Annotated in this window: 15 protein-coding genes; 11 read left to right on the top strand and 4 right to left on the bottom strand. The window is 72.4% G+C overall.

Annotation, left to right across the window (positions count from 1 at the left end; all coding sequences use genetic code 11):
* Positions 1–58 precede the first annotated feature (58 nt).
* The 4 genes from NON00_RS02705 to NON00_RS02690 are packed head-to-tail and all read left to right on the top strand — an operon-like array spanning position 59 to position 5,359.
* Positions 59–1,216, top strand: coding sequence for a COX15/CtaA family protein (locus NON00_RS02705; RefSeq protein ID WP_256017417.1), 1,158 nt, complete (start codon positions 59–61; stop codon positions 1,214–1,216).
* Positions 1,213–3,471, top strand: coding sequence for a PAS domain-containing sensor histidine kinase (locus NON00_RS02700; protein WP_256017416.1), 2,259 nt, complete (start codon positions 1,213–1,215; stop codon positions 3,469–3,471). The genes NON00_RS02705 and NON00_RS02700 overlap by 4 nt, the downstream gene beginning before the upstream one ends.
* Positions 3,468–4,901, top strand: a complete 1,434-nt coding sequence (tldD, locus tag NON00_RS02695; RefSeq protein ID WP_256017415.1) for a metalloprotease TldD — start codon at positions 3,468–3,470, stop codon at positions 4,899–4,901. Before NON00_RS02700 ends, tldD begins: the two co-directional genes overlap by 4 nt.
* The gene (locus NON00_RS02690) at positions 4,898–5,359 is read left to right on the top strand and encodes an N-acetyltransferase (RefSeq protein ID WP_256017414.1); all 462 of its coding nucleotides are present in this window, start codon (positions 4,898–4,900) and stop codon (positions 5,357–5,359) included. The genes tldD and NON00_RS02690 overlap by 4 nt, the downstream gene beginning before the upstream one ends.
* 92 nt (positions 5,360–5,451) lie before the next feature.
* On the opposite strand, the gene NON00_RS02685 is transcribed toward NON00_RS02690, so the two are convergent.
* Together NON00_RS02685 and NON00_RS02680 are read right to left on the bottom strand one after the other, a co-directional pair.
* On the bottom strand, positions 5,452–5,961 hold the full coding sequence (locus NON00_RS02685) for a histidine phosphatase family protein (RefSeq protein ID WP_256017413.1): 510 nt from the start codon (positions 5,959–5,961) through the stop codon (positions 5,452–5,454).
* The gene (locus tag NON00_RS02680) at positions 5,961–6,782 is read right to left on the bottom strand and encodes an IclR family transcriptional regulator (RefSeq protein ID WP_256017411.1); all 822 of its coding nucleotides are present in this window, start codon (positions 6,780–6,782) and stop codon (positions 5,961–5,963) included. Before NON00_RS02680 ends, NON00_RS02685 begins: the two co-directional genes overlap by 1 nt.
* Before the next feature lie 156 nt (positions 6,783–6,938).
* Here NON00_RS02680 and NON00_RS02675 point away from each other — a divergent pair, with 156 nt between their 5' ends.
* The 5 genes from NON00_RS02675 (at position 6,939) to NON00_RS02655 (ending at position 14,298) form a co-directional block, all read left to right on the top strand.
* A complete protein-coding gene (locus tag NON00_RS02675) occupies positions 6,939–9,035 on the top strand; it encodes a 3-hydroxyacyl-CoA dehydrogenase NAD-binding domain-containing protein (RefSeq protein ID WP_256017408.1) in 2,097 nt (698 codons plus the stop codon).
* Between the two features lies 1 nt (position 9,036).
* Entirely contained in the window at positions 9,037–10,707 is a 1,671-nt protein-coding gene (locus NON00_RS02670; protein WP_256017406.1) for an AMP-binding protein, read from the top strand.
* Entirely contained in the window at positions 10,704–11,882 is a 1,179-nt protein-coding gene (locus NON00_RS02665; protein WP_256017404.1) for an acetyl-CoA C-acyltransferase, read from the top strand. Before NON00_RS02670 ends, NON00_RS02665 begins: the two co-directional genes overlap by 4 nt.
* A 12-nt stretch (positions 11,883–11,894) precedes the next feature.
* Positions 11,895–13,085, top strand: a complete 1,191-nt coding sequence (locus NON00_RS02660) for an acyl-CoA dehydrogenase family protein (RefSeq protein WP_256017402.1) — start codon at positions 11,895–11,897, stop codon at positions 13,083–13,085.
* 70 nt (positions 13,086–13,155) lie between these two features.
* Positions 13,156–14,298 (top strand): acyl-CoA dehydrogenase family protein, encoded by a 1,143-nt coding sequence (locus NON00_RS02655; RefSeq protein WP_256017400.1) that lies wholly within the window; start codon positions 13,156–13,158, stop codon positions 14,296–14,298.
* Positions 14,299–14,391: 93 nt separating this feature from the next.
* Here the strand turns inward: NON00_RS02655 and NON00_RS02650 are convergent, their stop codons facing one another.
* On the bottom strand, positions 14,392–15,036 hold the full coding sequence (locus tag NON00_RS02650) for a methyltransferase (protein ID WP_256017399.1): 645 nt from the start codon (positions 15,034–15,036) through the stop codon (positions 14,392–14,394).
* Positions 15,036–15,965: a 4-hydroxybenzoate octaprenyltransferase gene (gene ubiA, locus NON00_RS02645; protein ID WP_256017602.1), complete on the bottom strand. Its 930-nt coding sequence runs from the start codon at positions 15,963–15,965 to the stop codon at positions 15,036–15,038. The genes NON00_RS02650 and ubiA overlap by 1 nt, the downstream gene beginning before the upstream one ends.
* Between ubiA and NON00_RS02640 the strand changes: the two genes are divergently transcribed.
* Together NON00_RS02640 and NON00_RS02635 are read left to right on the top strand one after the other, a co-directional pair.
* Positions 15,964–16,692: a 16S rRNA (uracil(1498)-N(3))-methyltransferase gene (locus tag NON00_RS02640; RefSeq protein ID WP_256017398.1), complete on the top strand. Its 729-nt coding sequence runs from the start codon at positions 15,964–15,966 to the stop codon at positions 16,690–16,692. The two genes, ubiA and NON00_RS02640, sit on opposite strands and share 2 nt — an antisense overlap.
* Before the next feature lie 60 nt (positions 16,693–16,752).
* Complete coding sequence (locus NON00_RS02635; RefSeq protein ID WP_256017397.1) at positions 16,753–18,096, top strand: glutamate--cysteine ligase; 1,344 nt, start codon at positions 16,753–16,755, stop codon at positions 18,094–18,096.
* Positions 18,097–18,235 lie beyond the last annotated feature (139 nt).

Genomic DNA, 18,235 nt, shown 5'->3' with positions numbered 1-18,235 from the left:
TGACCATGGGGCGGATGGCGCCACCTCTGCCCGGAACCTTGTGCTAGTGTGACAGGCGATGCCCTTCGATCCTTCTCCCCCTGCTGTTTCCCCCGCCGCCAACCGGCGTGCCGTGGCGCTCTGGCTGTTCGGCGTGGCCGCGATGATCTGGGTGATGGTCGCCCTCGGCGGCGCCACGCGGCTGACAGGCTCGGGCCTGTCCATCATGGAATGGGCGCCGCTCTCGGGTACGCTGCCGCCGCTGTCGGAGGCGGAGTGGCAGCGGCTCTACGACCTCTACCGCACCATCCCGCAATACGCGCTGGTCAATGCCGGCTTCGGGATTGAGGGCTTCAAGCAGATCTTCTGGCTGGAATGGGCGCACCGGCTCTGGGGCCGGCTGATCGGGCTGGCGGTGCTGCTGCCGCTGCTGTGGTTCTGGTGGCGCGGGCGGCTGCCCGCCGGGCTGGGGCGGCGGCTTTTCGTGCTGTTCCTGCTGGGCGGGGCGCAGGGCGGCGTCGGCTGGTTCATGGTCGCCTCGGGCTTCGAGGCGGACCGCACGGCCGTCTCCCCCTACCGGCTGGTGCTGCATCTGGGGCTGGCGCTGGCGCTCTACGGCCTGGTGCTGTGGACGGCGCTCACCCTCTGGCGGCCGGAGCGCAGCGGGCCGCGCCAGCCGGCCGGGCTGCGCCGGCTGGTGCATGTCACCGCCGGGCTGGTGGTGCTGGCCATGCTGGCGGGCGGCTTCGTCGCCGGGCTGCGGGCCGGCTTCACCTACAACACCTTCCCGCTGATGGACGGGGAATGGGTGCCGCCCGGCTATGCCCAGCTCTCGCCCTTCTGGCACAATTTCACCGCCAATATCGCGGCCGTGCAGTTCAACCACCGCCTGCTGGCGACGCTGGCGGGGCTGGCCGCGCTGGCCGCCGCCGCCTGGGGCGCGCGGGCGCTGCCGCCGGGCTTCGCGCGCGGCGCCGTGCTGGCGCTGGGCGGGGTGGTGGCGCTGCAATACGCGCTGGGCGTCGCCACGCTGCTGATGGTGGTGCCGGTCTGGCTCGGCACGCTGCACCAGGCGCTGGCGGTGGCGGTGCTGACGGCGGCGCTGGCCGCCCTGCACGCGCTGCGCCCGCCGCGCGGGCCCGCCGCCATGCCGGCCGCTGCCCCGATGTCGGCTAACCCGCTGGCGGCTGCCCCGGCGGCCGGGCAGGCCCGCACGGCGGAGGCGCCGCCCCGGTGAGCGAGGCCGCGCCGCAGGATCTCTGGCTGGAGAGCCTGAGGGCCCTGCCCTCGGGGGTTCTCGTGGTCGATGGCCAGGGCCTGCTGGTGCTGGCCAATGCGCCCGCCCTGGCGCTGATCGGCCTGCCCGATGACAGCGCCCTGGCCGGGCGTGGCGTGGCCGAGATCCTGCGGCTGCAGGCCTTCTGCGGCGTCTATGGCCCGGGCGACCCGGAGGAGCTGGCGCACGCCGCCCTGGCGGTGGACCGCGCCCGGCCCACGCGCCGCCTCACCCGCCACCGCGACGGGCGGTGGTTCGAACTGGCCTCCAGCCCGCTGCCGGGCGGCGGCTGGGTGGGGCTTGCCACCGACCTCACCGCGCAGCGCCGCGCCGAGCAGGAGGCGCTCGGCCAGCTGCGCCGGATGGACGCGGTGATGCGCATGCTGCCGGTGGGCTTCGGCGTCTATGACGCGGAGCACCGGCTGGCGCTGTTCAACGCGCCCTATGAGCGCATCCTGGAATTGCCGCCCGGCACGCTGCGCCCCGGCCTGCCCTTCGCCGAGGTGGCGGCGCTGATCCAGCAGCACCAGCCGATGACGGAGCGCGACCTCGCGCTCTTCGCGGCGCGGCTTGGCATGGACCGCCGCCAGCGGCATGAGAGCATCCGCCAGCGCCCCGACGGGCGGGCCATCCGCTCCGTCAGCCTGCCGCTGGCCGAGGGCGGCTTCCTCGTCTCGCTTGAGGATGTGACGCCGCTGCGCGCCGCCGAGAACGAGGCGAAGCACCGCGCCGCCCTGCTGGATGGCGTGCTGGCGGCGCTGCCGCATGGCGTCTGCGTCTATGACGCGGCGCAGCGGGTGCGGCTGGTGAACGCGGCGCACCGGCGGCTGATCCCCGAGGCCGAGGCCCGGCCCGGCGACCATCTGCGCGACCTCGTCCACCGCGTGGCCCGCTCCCAGGCCTTCGCCGAGGCGCAGCCGGTCGATGCCGTCTACCGCCGCCAGCTCGATTTCGGCAGCGGCGGCACGCGGCGGGTGCGGCGGGATGGCCGGGCGCTCAGCAACCACACCGCGCCGCTGCCCGATGGCGGCCATGTCGCGGTGATCAGCGACATCACCGCCCTGCACCGGGCCGAGCAGGCGGCGCAGCAGCGCGCCGCGCTGCTCCAGGCCATGGTCGATTCGATGCGCCATGGCGTCTGCCTCTTCGACAGCGAGCACCGCGTGGTGCTGGCCAATGCCCTGGCGGCGCGGCTGACCGGCCTCACCCCCGAGGAGATGGCCCCCGGCACGCCGATCGAACGGCTGCGCCGCTGCCAGCTGGAGCGCGGCGAGTTCGGCGAGGGGGAGGAGGCGCGGGCCTTCTACGCGGCCGGCGGTGACCGGACCCGCCGCCTCACCGACCATTACCTGCGCCTGCGCCCCGATGGCACCGCCGTCGAGGTCTTCACCGACCCGACACCGGATGGCGGCTATGTGCGGGTCTATGCCGATGTCACCGAGGCGCAGCGCGTGCGCGCCGAAACCGAGCGCGCCCGCGCCGCCGCCGAGGAGGCGGATGCCGCCAAGAGCCGCTTCCTCGCCACCATGAGCCATGAGCTGCGCACGCCGCTGAACGCGGTGATCGGCTTCTCCGAGGCGCTGGCGGCCGAGCCCGGCCCGCCGCATGTGGCCGAATTCGCCACCGCCATCCTGGAGGCCGGCCGCCACCTGCTCTCGCTGATCGACGAGATCCTGGAGGTGGCGCGCACCGGCACCGGCGCCGCCCCGGTGGAGACCCGCCCGCTCTACCTGCCGAGCGTGCTGGAGGGCGTCGCCCGCCTGCTGCGCCAGGGGGCGGAGGCGGCGCGCCTCTCCCTCCAGCTCGACCTGCCGGCCAACCCCCTGCCGCGCGCCATGGCGGAGGAGCGGCGGCTGCGCCAGGTGCTGATCAACCTGCTGTCCAACGCGGTGAAGTTCACCCCCGCCGGCGGCAGCATCCGCCTCGGCGCCACGCCCTTGCCGGAAGGGGGGGTGGAGATCCATGTCCGGGATACCGGCATCGGCATCGCGCCGGAGCAGCTGGAACGGGCCTTCGAGCCCTTCGTCCAGCTGGAGACTACCCATGCCCGCCGCTACAGCGGCTCCGGCCTCGGCCTCTACCTGGCGCGCGCCCTGGCGCAGTCCATGGGGGCGCTGCTGACGCTGGAAAGCCGCCCGGGCGAGGGCACCACCGCGCGGCTGCGCCTGCCCGGCCCGCCGCACTCCCCGCCGCACCTCCAGGAGCAGACGGCATGAGCGCCATCGAGACCACCGACCGCCTGTTCTACCGCGACCTCGGCGAGGCGGCGGCGGCCCGCCTGCTGCGCGGCGCCCTGGCCGGCGCCGAGGATGGCGAGCTGTTCCTGGAATATGCCGAGAGCGAGGCCATCAGCCTCGATGACGGCCGCATCCGCAGCGCCAGCTTCGACACCAGCCGCGGCTTCGGCCTGCGCGCCGTCGCCGGTGAGGCCGCCGGCTATGCCCATGGCGGCGAGATCAGCGAGGCCGCCCTGGCCCGCGCCGCCGCCACGGTGCGCGCCGTGGCCGCCGGCCATTCCGGCGGCACCGGCCTCGCCGCCGCGCCGCGCGCCACCAACGCCCGCCTCTACGACCCCGCCAACCCGCTGCCCGCCCTCGACTTCCCGGCCAAGACCGCGCTGCTGGCGGAGATCGACGCCTATGCCCGCGCCCGCGACCCCCGCGTGACGCAGGTGATGGCCAGCCTCTCCGGCACCTGGCAGGCGGTGCAGATCCTGCGCGCCGATGGCGGCAAGGTGGCCGATCTCCGCCCGCTGGTGCGGCTCAACGTCACCCTCGTGGTGGAGCAGGGCGGGCGGCGGGAGAGCGGCAGCCACGGCCTCGGCGGCCGCCACGGCTATGAGCGCGTCACCAGCCCGGAATGCTGGAAGGCGGCGGTGGAGGAGGCGCTGCGCCAGGCGCTGCTCAACCTCGACGCCATCCCCGCCCCGGCGGGGGAGATGGAGGTGGTGCTCGGCCCCGGCTGGCCCGGCATCCTGCTGCACGAGGCCATCGGCCACGGGCTGGAGGGGGATTTCAACCGCAAGAAGACCTCCGCCTTCGCCGGGCTGCTCGGCACCCGCATCGCCGCGCCGGGGGTGACGGTGGTGGATGACGGCACCCTCCCCGACCGCCGCGGCAGCCTGACGGTGGATGACGAGGGCACCCCCTCCGGCCGCACCACGCTGATCGAGGACGGCATCCTGGTGGGCTTCCTGCAGGACCGGCAGAATGCCCGGCTGATGGGCGTGCCCGCCACCGGCAATGGCCGCCGCCAGAGCCACGCCCATGCCCCCATGCCGCGCATGACCAACACCGTCATGCTCGGCGGCCAGCACCACCCGGAGGAGATCCTGCGCAGCGTGAAGCGCGGCATCTACGGCGTGAATTTCGGCGGCGGGCAGGTGGATATCACCAGCGGCAAGTTCGTCTTCTCCATGTCCGAGGCCTATCTGGTCGAGGATGGGAAGATCGGCGCGCCGGTGAAGGGCGCCATGCTGATCGGCAACGGGCCGGAGGCGCTGACCCGCGTCAGCATGATCGGCAACGACATGGCGCTGGACCCCGGCATCGGCACCTGCGGCAAGCAGGGGCAGGGCGTGCCCGTGGGCGTCGGCCAGCCCACGCTGAAGATGACGGGCCTGACCATCGGCGGCACCGCCGTATGACCCCCCGCCCCGCCCGCGCCGCCGAGGCCCCGGCCCTGGCCGCGCTGGTGGAGGCCGCCTATGGCCCCTATGTCCCCCTCATCGGCCGCCGCCCGGCGCCGATGGAGGATGACTACGCCGCCCGCATCGCCGCCGGCGAGGCCTGGCTGGTGGAGGACGCCACCGGCGGCCCCGCCGCCCTGCTGGTGCTGGAAGAGGCGCCGGACCATCTGTGGATCGACAATATCGCCGTGGCGCCCGCCGCGCAGGGCCAGGGCCTCGGCCGCGCCCTGATCCGCTTCGCTCTCGCCGAAGCGCGCCGCCGGGGCCTGGGCGAGCTGCGCCTGCTCACCAATGCGGCGATGACCCGCAACATCGCCCTCTACCGCCGCTTCGGCTTCCAGGAGACGGAGCGCCGGCAGGAGGACGGGTTTCAGCGAGTGTTCTTCAAAGCCAGGCTGGAAGAATTAGAGGTTTAGAACCTTCTTTTTCTGAAGAATTTTTTTCAGGCTGCCGCCGTCTCCCGTCATGGCGGGACGCCAAACTGAAAGAAGTTTTTTGGTTCTTTTTTTTAAAAAAGAACATTTTCGATAAAAACCAAACTCCCTAACTCCTGCGTCGGCGCGAAGAGATCCACCTCTTCCCCGCGCAGCAATGCGGCCAGCACCTTGAGCGGCCCGCCATGGGCGATGATGATGGCGCGTTCCGGCAGATCCGCCCGGAAGGCACGGATGCGCTCCACCAGGGCGGCGGCACTTTCGCCGCCGGGCGGGGCGAAGCCCCACGGGTCGGCGGCCCAGGCATCGAGCGCGGCGCGCGGCACCGCGTCCCAGGGCTGCCCCTCCCAGGCGCCGAAATCCAGTTCCAGCAGGCGCGCATCCCAGCGCACCGGCTGCCCGGCGGCGAGGGCCTCGGCCAGGGGGCGGCAGCGCCGCGCGGGGCTGGCGAAGACGGGCGCCCCCGCCAGGGCGGGCGGCAGGGCCGGGGGCGGGCAGGGCAGCGGCGCCACCTCCAGCCGGCCATAGCAATGGCCGGGCGGCAGGGCGATGGGGCCGTGCCGCACCAGGGCGAAGGCGGCCATCAGCCGGGCAGGGCGGCGGCGAGGTCCATGCAGTGCTCCAGCCGCCGCACCAGGGCCTGGAGGCGGGGCCGGGCCTCCTGCAACAGGTATTCCGGGCTGACCAGGAAGGAGGGCGCGCCGCAATTCACCACCATGGGCGGCATTCCCCCGCCGGGATGGAAGCCGAGGGCGATGGCGTTCACATCCTGCTGCCAGTCGCCGAAGGAGCAGCAGCAGCCATATTCCGCCTGCTCCTCCAGCGCGCGGGCGAGGGTGGCGCGCAGGCGGGGCTGCTCTTCGGGCGGGGCCTGGCGCAGCACGGCCTCGCGCTCGGCCGGGGGGCAGGCGGCCAGCCAGGCGCGGCCCATGGCGGTGGTGGCCAGGGCGATGCGCGAGCCGGCCTCCAGATTCACCGCCACGGCGGATTCGCCGCGCGCCAGTTCCAGGTAGATCATCCGCATCCGGTCCCGCCCGCCGAGGGCGACGATGCTGCGCGTCTCGGTGGCCAGGGCCTGGAGCAGCGGCCGGGCGAGGCGGCGGATATCCAGCCCCGCCAGCATCGCCCCGCCCAGCGAGACCACCGCCATGCCCAGCCGGTAGCGCCCCAGCTCCGGCACGTAGTGCAGGTAGCCCAGCGCCGTCAGCGTGTGGGTGAGGCGGGAGACGGTGGATTTCGGCAGGCCGGTGCGGGCGGCGATATCCTGGTTGCCCAGCAGCGCCTCGCCCCGGCGGAAGCAGCCCAGCACCTCCAGCCCGCGCGCCAGGGCGGTGACGAAGTGGCGGTCCTGCTGGGGGGCGGACCCAGGGGCATATGACTCTGGCGTGGCGCGGCGGCGGGGCATGGGCGGGCGGTCCTGTGGCTCGGGCCGGGTGACTCGGAGAGGGGCCGCTTGACGCGCGCCCCGGATTGCGCGACCCAATAGCACAAAGATGCGGAACGCAATTCCGCATTGCGGAAATAACCACCGCGTGCCGGTTACAAAGGGAAGGAAGCGCTCATGGCCGAAGCCGTGTCCTACCGCGTCGAGGACGGCATCGCCGTCGCCACCATCGACAACCCGCCGGTCAACGCCCTGTCGGCGCCGGTGCGGGCCGGGGTGGTGGAGGCGCTGCGCCGCGCCTCGGCCGACCCCGCCGTGCGCGCCCTGGTGATCTGCGGCGCGGGCCATGCCTTCATCGCCGGGGCGGACATCACCGAATTCGGCAAGCCGCCCATCCCGCCCGCGCTGGGCGATGTGGTGCTGGCGCTGGAGGCCAGCCCGAAGCCGGTGGTGGCGGCCATCCAGGGTGTCGCCTTCGGCGGCGGGCTGGAGCTGGCGCTGGGCTGCGATGCCCGCGTGGTCGGGCCGAAGGCGAAGCTCGGCCTGCCGGAGGTGAAGCTCGGCCTGCTGCCCGGCGCTGGCGGCACGCAGCGCACGCCGCGCCTGATCGGCGCCGCCGCCGCCCTGCCGATCATCGCCTCCGGCGACCCGGTGCCGGCGGCGAAGGCGGTGGAAACCGGCCTGGCCGATACGCTGGCCGAGGGCGACCTGCTGGCCGCCGCCAAGGCCCATGCCGCCGCGCTGGCTGACGCGCCGCGCGCCCCGCGCCTGGATGCCCGCACGGAGCGGCTGACCGCCCCCGGCGCGCGCGAGGCCTTCGAGGCGGCCGCCGCCGCCCTGGCGAAGCGCGCGAAGGAGGAGCCGCAGGTGGCGGCCATCATCCAGTCCGTGCGCAATGCCTTCGACCTGCCGCTGGCCGAGGGGCTGGCGAAGGAGCGCGAATTCTTCGTCGCCCTGCGCGATGATCCGCGCAGCAAGGCGCTGCGCCATGTCTTCTTCGCCGAGCGCGAGGCGGCGCGCATCCCGGGCCTGCCGCGCGATGTGAAGCCGCGCGCCGTGGCCCGCGCCGCGGTGCTGGGCGGCGGCACCATGGGCACCGGCATCGCCATGAGCTTCGCCAATGCCGGCATTCCCGTCCGCCTGATCGAGACGGATGCGGCGGCGCTGGAGCGCGCGCAGCAGCGCGTGGCCGACACCTATGGCTTCTCCGTCAGGCGCGGCAGCCTCTCGCCCGAGGCGCGCGATGCCCGGCTGGCGCTGATCGAGGGCGCGGTGGGGCTGGAAAGCGCGGCGGGGGTGGATCTCGTCGTCGAGGCCGTCTTCGAGGAACTCGAGCTCAAGAAAGACATCTTCGCGACGCTGGGGCGGGTGACGGCGCCGGGCACGGTGCTGGCCAGCAACACCTCCTATCTCGACATCAACGCCATGGCGGTGGCGAGCGGCCGGCCGGGCGATGTGCTCGGCATGCATTTCTTCAGCCCGGCCAATGTGATGAAGCTGCTGGAGGTGGTGCGCGCCGCCGCCACCTCGCCCGAGGCTCTGGCCACCGCCACCGAGATCGGCCGCAGGCTCGGCAAGGTGCCGGTGGTGGTGGGCGTCTGCCATGGCTTCGTCGGCAACCGCATGCTGGCCCAGCGCACCCTTCAGGCGGAGCGCCTGCTCCAGGAAGGCGCGACCCCGGCGCAGATCGACCGGGCGCTGACCGATTTCGGTTTCCGCATGGGCCCCTGCGCCATGTCCGACCTCGCGGGGCTGGATATCGGCTGGCGCGTGCGCAAGGCGACGGGGCAGGTCGCCCCGGTGGCTGATGCGCTGTGCGAGGCCGGGCGCCTCGGGCAGAAGACGGGCAAGGGCTACTACGCCTATCCCGAGGGCGCGCGCGCCGGCGTCGAGGACCCCGAGGCCCTGGCGCTGATCGAGGGCATCTCGGAGAAGCTCGGCATCACGCGCCGCGCCATCGGCCAGGAGGAAATCCTGGAGCGCCTCGTCTACCCGATGATCAACGAGGGCGCGCGCATCCTGGAGGAGGGCATCGCCGCGCGGCCGGGCGATATCGATGTCGTCTGGCTCTATGGCTACAACTGGCCGGCCTGGCGCGGCGGGCCGATGCACCATGCCGATGCCGTGGGCCTCGCCCATGTGGCGGAGCGGCTGGCGCATTACGCCGCCACCACCGGCGAGGCGAGCCTGATGCCCGCCCCGCTGCTGGCGAAGCTGGCCGCCGCCGGGGCGGGCTTCGCCACGCTGAAGGCCGATGCGGCGAAGGCGGCCTGAGATGGGCCGCCCCCAACCCGCCCCCCATCCCTGGGAAGCGTCCTACCCCCCCGGCTGCCGCTGGGATGTGCCGATCGCCACCGGCACCATCCCGGCGCTGCTGGAGGATGCGGCGGCGCGGGGGGGCGAGCGCCCGGCGCTGGTCTACCGCGAGCGCACCCTGTCCTTCACGGCGCTGCGCGCCCTGGCGCGGCGCGTCGCCGCCGGCCTGATGGCGGAGGGGCTGCGCCCCGGCGACACGGTGGCGCTCTACCTGCCGAACACGCCCTGGCACCCGGCCTGTTTCTTCGGCGTGCTGCTGGCGGGCGGGCGCGTGGTGCATCTCTCGCCGCTCGATGCGCCGCGGGAGCTGCTCTACAAGATCGCCGATAGCGGCGCCTCGCGGCTGATCACCACCGATTTCCCGACGCTGCTGCCCAATGCGCTGCGGCTGCTGAAGGAGGGCGGCCTCGCCCGCGCCTATGTGCTGCCGGATGCCGAATGGGGCGGCCCCGCCGCCCCGGTGCCGCCCGATTTCGCCGCCCTGCCGCTGGCGGCGCCGCCGCCCGCCGGCTGGCCGGCGGTGGCGGAGGCGGATCTGGCGCTGCTGCAATACACCGGGGGCACCACCGGCCGGCCGAAGGGCGCGATGCTGACGCACCGCAACCTCACCGCCGCCGTCTCCATCTACCGCGCCTGGCGCGAGGATGACACGCCCTCCGGCGGGCAGCGCGTGCTGGGCGTGCTGCCGCTCTTCCACATCTACGCCCTCACCGCCGTCTTCCTGCGCCATCTGGCGGAGGGCAACACGCTCTACCTCTCTCCGCGCTTCGAGGTGGAGCAGGCGGTGGCCGAGATCGAGCGCCACCGCATCACCATCTTCCCCGGCGTGCCCACCATGTGGATCGCCCTGCTCAACCTGCCGGGGGTGGAGGGGCGCGACCTCTCCTCGCTGCGGCAATGCTCCTCCGGCGGCGCGCCGATGCCCTTCGACGTGCAGCAGAAGCTGGAGGCGCTGCTCGGCCGGCGCATCGGCGGCGGCTGGGGCATGACGGAGACCAGCCCGGCCGGCGCCCGCCTGACGGCGCATGGGCCGAGGCGCCCGGGGCTGATCGGCGTGCCGCTGCCCGGCGTCGAACTGCGCGTGGTCGCCATGGACGACCCGGGGCGCGAACTGCCGCCCGGCGAGCATGGCGAACTGGCCGTGCGCGGCCCGAATGTCTTCGGCGGCTACTGGCAACAGCCGGAGGAAAGCGCCGCCTGCTTCCGCGATGGCTGGTTCCTGACCGGCGATCTCGGCTGGATGGACGAGGGCGGGCATTTCACCATCGTCGACCGCCGGAAGAACATGATCATCTCCTCCGGCTTCAACGTCTATCCGGCGGCGATCGAACAGGCGATCTACGAGCACCCGGATGTCGAGGAGTGCCTCGTCATCGGCGTGCCCGACACCTATCGCGGCCAGGCGGCCAAGGCCTTCGTCAAGCTGCGCGCCGGCGCGCCGGTGCTGACGCTGGAGGCGCTGCGCGCCTTCCTCGCCGACCGCGTCGGCCGCCACGAGATGCCGGCGGCGCTCGAACTGCGCGGCGCCCTGCCGCGCTCGCCGGCCGGGAAGCTGCTCGCCTCCCGCCTGCGCGAGGAAGAAGAAGAACAGGCGGCCCGCGCCGCCAGCACCGAGGAAACGCCCGCATGAGGGAAGCCGTCATTGTCTCCACCGCCCGCACGCCGATCGGCCGCGCGGCGCGGGGCAGCCTGAACATCACCCACGGCGCCGAGATGGCGGCCCACGCCATCACCCATGCCCTGGCGCGCGCGGGGGTGGAAGGCCGCGAGGTGGAGGAGGTGACCCTGGGCGTCGGCTATCCGGAGGGGGCCACGGGCGGCAATATCGCCCGCGCCGGCCTGCTGCGCGCCGGGCTGCCGGTGGAGACGGCGGCGATGGTCGTCAGCCGCTTCTGCGCCTCGGGGCTGGATGCCATCGCCTCCGCCGCGCGGCGCGTCATCGTCGATGGCGTGGATATCGCTGTCGCCGGCGGCGTCGAATCGATCAGCCTGACCGTGCCGAAGGTGGACCGCGCCGCCGTGCGCAACCCCTGGCTGGCCGAGCACCGCCCGCATCTCTACGACACCATGATCGAGACGGCCGACCTCGTCGCCGCGCGCTACGGCATCTCGCGCGAGGCGCAGGACCAGTTCTCGCTGCTCAGCCAGCAGCGCACCGCCGCCGCCCAGGCCGCCGGCCTCTTCGACAACGAGATCGCGCCGATGGAGGTGACCTATGCCGTCACCGACAAGGCCACAGGCGAGACAACCCAGCAGACAAAAATCTTCGACCGCGACGAGGGCAACCGCGCCGATACGACGCTGGAGGGCCTGGCGAAGCTGAAGCCGGTGCACGAAGGGAAGTTCATCACCGCCGGCAATGCCAGCCAGCTCTCCGACGGCGCCAGCGCCTGCGTGGTGATGTCCGCCCAGGAGGCGGCGCGGCGCGGGCTGGCGCCGCTCGGCATCTTCCGCGGCTTCGCCAGCGCCGCCTGCGAGCCGGAGGAAATGGGCATCGGCCCCGTCTTCGCCGTGCCGCGCCTGCTGGAGCGCCAGGGCCTCACCGTCGATGACATCGACCTGTGGGAACTGAACGAGGCCTTCGCCTCGCAGTCCATCTACTGCCGGGACCGGCTGGGCATCCCGCAGGAGAAGCTCAACGTCAATGGCGGCGCCATCTCCATCGGCCACCCCTTCGGCATGAGCGGCGCGCGGCTGGTCGGCCATGCGCTGCTGGAGGGGAAGCGGCGCGGGGCGAAGCGCGCCATCATCACCATGTGCGTCGCCACGGGCATGGGCGCCGCCGGGCTCTTCGAGATCGTCTGAGGAGGCATCGCCATGGATCTGCGCTACACCCCCGAGGAGATCGCCTTCCGTGAGGAACTGCGCGGCATCTTCCGCACGAAGATCCCCGCCGAGATCCGCAGGAAGGTCAGCGACGGCCACCACCTGACGCGCGACGAGATCGCCACCGCCCACCGCGCCCTGCATGCCGAGGGGCTGGCGACGCCGAACTGGCCGCTCGCCTGGGGCGGCAAGGATTGGACGCCCGTCCAGCGCTACATCTACAACGAGGAAGTGCTGGCCAACGCGGTGCCCATGCCGCTCTCCTTCAACGTCGCCATGGTCGGCCCCGTCATCGCCAATTTCGGCAGCGAGGAGCAGAAAAAAAAGTTCCTGCCGGGGACGGCCAGCCTCGATATCTGGTGGGCGCAGGGCTTCTCCGAGCCGGGCGCGGGCTCCGACCTCGCCAGCCTCAAGACCTCCGCGCGGCGCGAGGGGGAGCATTACATCGTCAACGGGCAGAAGACCTGGACGACCCTCGGCCAGTATGCCGACTGGATTTTCCTCCTGGTGAGGACGGATCCGGCGGCGAAGAAGCAGCAGGGCATTTCCTTCCTGCTCGTCGATATGAAGACGCCCGGCATCACCGTGCGGCCGATCATCACCATCGATGGCGCGCATGAGGTCAACGAGGTCTTCTTCGACGAGGTGAAGGTGCCCGCCGAGAACCTGGTGGGCGAGGAGAACAAGGGCTGGGACTACGCCAAGTTCCTGCTCTCCAACGAGCGCAGCAACATCGCCCGCATCGGCTTCTCCAAGGAGAAGCTCGCCATGGTGAAGAGCCGCGCCCGCGAAACCCCGGCCGGGGACGGCACCCTCTGGGACGATGCCGATTTCCGCCGCCGCGTCGCCATCGCCGAAATCGAGATGAAGGCGCTCGAAATCACCCAGATGCGCGTCGTCGCCGGGCAGAAGAACCGTGCCTCCGACAAGCCGGACCCGAATTCCTCGATCCTCAAGATCAAGGGGTCCGAGTTGCAGCAGATGGCGACGGAACTGATGTTGACCGTGGCCGGGCCCTATGCCGCCGCCATGCCGGCCCATTCGCACAACGAGCCGCCCGTGGGGCCGGATTGGGCGGAAGGGGTCGCGCCGCAGTTCTTCAACTACAGGAAAGTGTCGATCTACGGCGGATCGAACGAAATCCAGCGCAACATCATCGCCAAGGCCTTCCTCGGCCTGTGAGGGGGCGCCGCCCCCTCACACTCCCCCGCCAGGAAACTGAGTTTCCTGGACCTTCCGTCAGGAGATCATCATGGACTTCGATCTGACCGAGGAACAGCGCCTGCTCAAGGAGAGCGTGGACCGGCTCATCGCCGATTCCTACGGCGATTTCGAGAAGCGCAGGCACCACCAGGACAATCCGCGGGGGTATAGCCCCGTGCTCTGGGCGCAGTATGCGGAGCTCGGGCTGCTCGGGCTGCCCTTCAGCGAGGAACAGGGCGGCTTCGGCGGCGGGCCGGTGGAAACCATGATCGTCATGGAAGCCCTCGGGCGCGGGCTGGCGCTGGAGCCTTATCTGGCCTCGATCGTTCTCGGCGGCGGCTTCCTGCGGCTGGGCGGGCGCGAGGAGCTGATCGGCGATGTCGTCGGCGGCACCGCCACCCTGGCCTTCGCCCAGATCGAGCGGCAGTCACGCAACGATCTGCACGATGTCGCCACCACCGCGCGCCGCACGGAGGCGGGCTGGGTGCTGGAGGGCGCCAAGAGCCTGGTGCTGCATGGCGACAGCGCCACGCATCTCATCGTCTCCGCCCGCAATGCCGGGGCGCGGCGCGACCGCGCGGGCATTTCGCTCTTCCTCGTGCCGGCGGATGCGGCGGGGCTAAGCCGGCGCGGCTATGCCACGCAGGACGGGCTGCGCGCGGCCGAGGTGCTGCTGGAGAAGGTGGCGCTGCCGCCGGAGGCGCTGATCGGTGCCGAGGGCGAGGGCCTGCCGCTGATGGAGCGGGTGGTGGATATCGCGCTGGCCGCGCTCTGTGCCGAGGCGGTGGGCGCGATGGAGGCGCTGCACGAACTGACGCTGGATTATCTGAAGCAGAGAAAACAGTTCGGCACGACCATCGGCAGCTTCCAGGCGGTGCAGCACCGCGCGGCGGATATGCTGGTCGCGCTGGAGCAGGCGCGTTCCATGACGATGTATGCGGCGATGATGGCGGAGAACCCTGACCCGGCGCTGCGCCGCCCGGCGCTTGCGGCGGCCAAGGCTCTGGTGAACCGCTCGGCCGAGCTGATTGGCAAGGAGGCGATCCAGCTGCATGGCGGCATCGCCATGACGATGGAGTATAAGGCCGGCCATTACTTCAAGCGGCTGACCATGCTGATCAACCAGTTCGGCGAGACGGACGAGCATATCCGCGTGGTGGCCGAGGCTGGTGGCCTCCCCGCTGCCGCCTGATTGTTTTTCCAGTGGGCGTCCCGCCTCGGTCCTGGGGCGGAACGCCAAACTGAAAGAGTCTTTTTGCTTCTTTTTCTTCAGAAAAAGAAGAACTTAACCCTTCACCCTAAAAATCGTCACCGTCCGCTGGTCCCGGTCTTCCAGCTCGCGGGTGGTTGGCACGGTGAGGCTGCCGATGGCCTCCAGCCCTGATTTCGGCAGATAGGCCCGCCCCGGATCCGCCACGAGAACCTCCACCCCCTGGGCGGCGAGTCCGCGCAGCCAGGGCATGATGTGCCCCGTCATGGGCGCTTCGTAGCAGACATCCCCCGCGAGCACGGTGTCCCAGCGCCGTGGCGCGCCGACGACGTCCCCCACCGCCGCCTCCACCGCCACCCCGTTATGGGCGGCATTGAGCGCGATGGCGGCGATGGCGAGCGGGTCGATCTCGGCGGCCTCGACATGGCGGGCGCCGGCGCGGGCGGCGGCGATGGCGGCCAGCCCGCCGCCCGCCGCGAAGTCCAGTACGCGCCGCCCGGCGACGGGGATGGCGCCATCGAGGATCATGCGCGCCAGCACCTGGCTGCCCGGCCAGGCGAAGGCCCAGAAGGGCGGCTCGATATTCTTTTCCGCCAGCCAGTCCTCGCTGGCCTGCCAGATGGGGGTGATCTCGGTGGCGAGGTAGAGTTCCACCTCCGGCACCAGGGCCGGGCGGGCGAGGGCGGTATGGGCGGCGATGAAGGCGGCGGCGTCGCGCATCACAGCCGCCCGGCCAGGAAGGCGAGGGCGATGAGCAGCCCGGTCTCACGGTTGCGCTGGAAGAGCCGCAGGCAGAGCGCCGGGTCGTCGATATCGAGGCGGCGGATCTGCCAGGCGAGCAGGCCGGCGGGCAGCAGCAGGGCGGGGTAGAACAGCGCGCCCATCCCCCCCGCCGCGCCGGCGGCGGCGAGCAGCGCCAGGGTGCCGGCGTAGAACACCACCAGCGCCGCGCCGGTGCGGCGGCCGAAGAAGCGCGCGGTGCTGCGCACGCCCACCAGCGCGTCATCCTCGCGGTCCTGGTGGGCATAGATGGTGTCGTAGCCGAGGATCCAGAGGAAGGCGGCGGCGTAGAGCAGCAGCCCCGGCGCATCCAGCCGCCCGGTGGCGGCGGCGTAGCCCATGGGCGCGGCCCAGGAGAAGGTCAGCCCCAGCACGGCCTGCGGGAAGTCGGTGACGCGCTTGGCCAGCGGGTAGAGCGCGACCGGCAGCAGCGAGACGACGCCCAGCCCCCAGCACAGCGTGTTGAGCTGCAGCAGGATGGCGAGGCCGATGGCGAGCAGCGCCGCCAGGAAGGCCAGGGCCTGGCGTGGCGTCACCGCGCCGGAGGCGAGGGGCCGGCCGGCGGTGCGCGTCACCCTGCGGTCCAGGTCGCGGTCCCAGAGGTCGTTCACCACGCAGCCGGCGCCGCGCATCACCACGGCGCCGAGGCCGAAGAGCAGGGTGAGCCACAGCCCCGCGCCCCAGCCCGGCGCCGCCAGGGCGAAGGCCCAGAGGCCGGGCAGGAAGAGCAGCCAGGAGCCGATGGGCCGGTCGAGCCGCATCAGCAGCGCATAGGGTTGCCATGCGGGGGGGAGTTGCGCGACCCAGCCGCGCGCGCGGATATCGGTGTGCGGAATCACGCGCCCATTAGCCTCGCCGGAGAGCCCCATGTCCACCCCACGCCTCTATGTCACGGCCGATCTGGCGGAGGGCGCCGAGGCGCCGGCCCTGCCCGGCCAGGGCCATTACCTCGGCCAGGTGATGCGGAAGAAGGAGGGCGATGCGGTCCATCTCTTCAACGGCCGCGAGGGCGAGTGGCGGGCGCGCATCGCCGCGCTGCGCAAGGACCGCGCGGTGTTCGTGCCGGAGGCGCTGCTGCGCCCGCAGGCGCCGGGGCCGGATCTGCGCCTGCTGCTCGCCCCGGTGAAGCGCGATGCGATGGACTGGATCGTGGAGAAGGCGACGGAGCTGGGCGTCCGCCGCATCCAGCCGGTTTTCACCGCGCGCTGCGTGGTGGGGCGGGTGAATCTGGAGCGGCTGGAGAGCATCGCGCGCGAGGCGGCGGAGCAGTGCGAGCGGCTGGACCTGCCCGAGATCGCCGCGCCGCTTGACCTGCATGCGGCGCTCGATGCCTGGGATGGCGCGCCGCTGCTGGTCGGCGATGCGCGCGGCAAAGCACCATCCATGAACGTGGTTTTAACCGGAAAGCGCCCTCCGCTCGGGCTTCTCGTCGGGCCGGAGGGCGGTTTCACGGAGGCGGAGCTTGACGCGGTGCGTCGGCGCCCCTTTGTTTCACCGGCCGCCCTCGGCCCGCGGATTCTGCGGGCCGAGACGGCAGCGGTCGCGGGACTCGCGGTGCTCCAGGCACTGGCGGGGGACTGGGCCGTTCCCTCCTGAGTCTCCTGAGCATGCCACGCCGGGCCCCCGCCCGCCGCCGGGGCAGACGGAAAGATCACGATGTCGAATCCCGGCGAGTCCGATCTCACGCCGATTACCGCCGTGCGCCAGCTGGCCGAATGGTTCGCCGCCGGCAGCAAGCCGCGCGGGGCCTGGCGCATCGGCACGGAGCACGAGAAATTCGGCTTCCGCCGGGACGATCTCTCCCCCCCGCCCTATGAGCCGGGGGGCATCCGCGCCCTGCTGGAGGGTCTGGCCGCGCGCGGCTGGGAGCCGATCCTGGACCGTGGCAACCCGATCGGGCTGAAGCGCGCCGGCGCCTCCATCAGCCTGGAGCCGGGCGGGCAGTTCGAGCTGTCCGGCGGGCCGCTGGTGGACCTGCACGCCACGGCCGCCGAGCTGAAGGACCATCTGGACGAGACGCGGCTGGTGGCCGGGCCGCTCGGCCTCGGCTTCGCGCCGCTCGGCTTCCACCCGCTGGCGGAGCGGGAGGCGATGCCGTGGATGCCCAAGGGCCGCTACGCCATCATGCGGCAATACATGCCGCGCGTCGGCGCCATGGGCCTCGACATGATGCTGCGCACCTGCACCGTGCAGGTGAACCTCGATTTCGGCGATGAGGCCGACATGGTGGAGAAGCTGCGCGTCTCGCTGGCGCTGCAGCCGCTGGCCACCGCGCTCTTCGCCAATTCGCCCTTCCGCGAGGGGCGGCCGAACGGGCTGCGCACCCTGCGCGGCCGCGTCTGGACGGAGACGGACCCGGACCGCACCGGCATCCCCGCCGTGGCCTTCGAGGAGGGCTTCGGCTTCGAGCGCTTCGCCCAGCATGTGCTCGACGTGCCGATGTATTTCATCATGCGCGACGGGCAGTGGATCGACGCCACCGGCTCCACCTTCCGCCAGTTCATGGCGCGCGGCCTGCCCGGCCATCCGGGCATCGGCGCGACGATGGGGGACTGGGCGGACCACGTCACCACCGTCTTCACCGATGTGCGGCTGAAGCGCTTCCTGGAGATGCGCGGCGCCGATGCCGGCAGCCCGGCGATGATGGTGGCGCTCTCCGCCTTCTGGACGGGGCTGATCTATGACGACGCGGCGCAGAAGGCGGCGGCGGCGCTGGTGCGGCCCTGGGAGGTCGCCAGCCTCCAGGCGCTGCGCGTCGCCGCGCCGGAAGGCGGGCTGACCACGCCCTTCCAGGGCCGCACCCTGCGCGAGCTGGGGCGCGATGTGCTGGCCATCGCCCGCGATGGCCTGCGCGCGCGCGGGCTGGGGGAGGAGATTTATCTCGACCCGCTCGATGCCGTCATCGACAGCGGCGAGACCCAGGCGGACCACTGGCTGCGCCGCTTCCGTGAGGCCTGGGGCGGGGATGTCGCGAAGATCTTCGCGGAAGCGGAGGTCTGATCTCCTGGGAGGGCTCTGCCCTCCCAGACGAAACTGTTTGTTCTGGGGGGGGGGGGGGGGGGGGGGGGGGGGGGGGGGGGGGGGGGGGGGGGGGGGGGGGGCGGGGGCGCCGGGGGGGGGGGGGGGGGGGCGGCGGGGG

This window comes from Roseomonas sp. GC11, from assembly GCF_024437745.1.
In the GTDB taxonomy this organism is placed as follows: domain Bacteria; phylum Pseudomonadota; class Alphaproteobacteria; order Acetobacterales; family Acetobacteraceae; genus Pseudoroseomonas.
The sequence above is the reverse complement of the archived record's forward strand: the minus strand, read 5'-3'. Positions and strand labels throughout refer to the sequence as shown.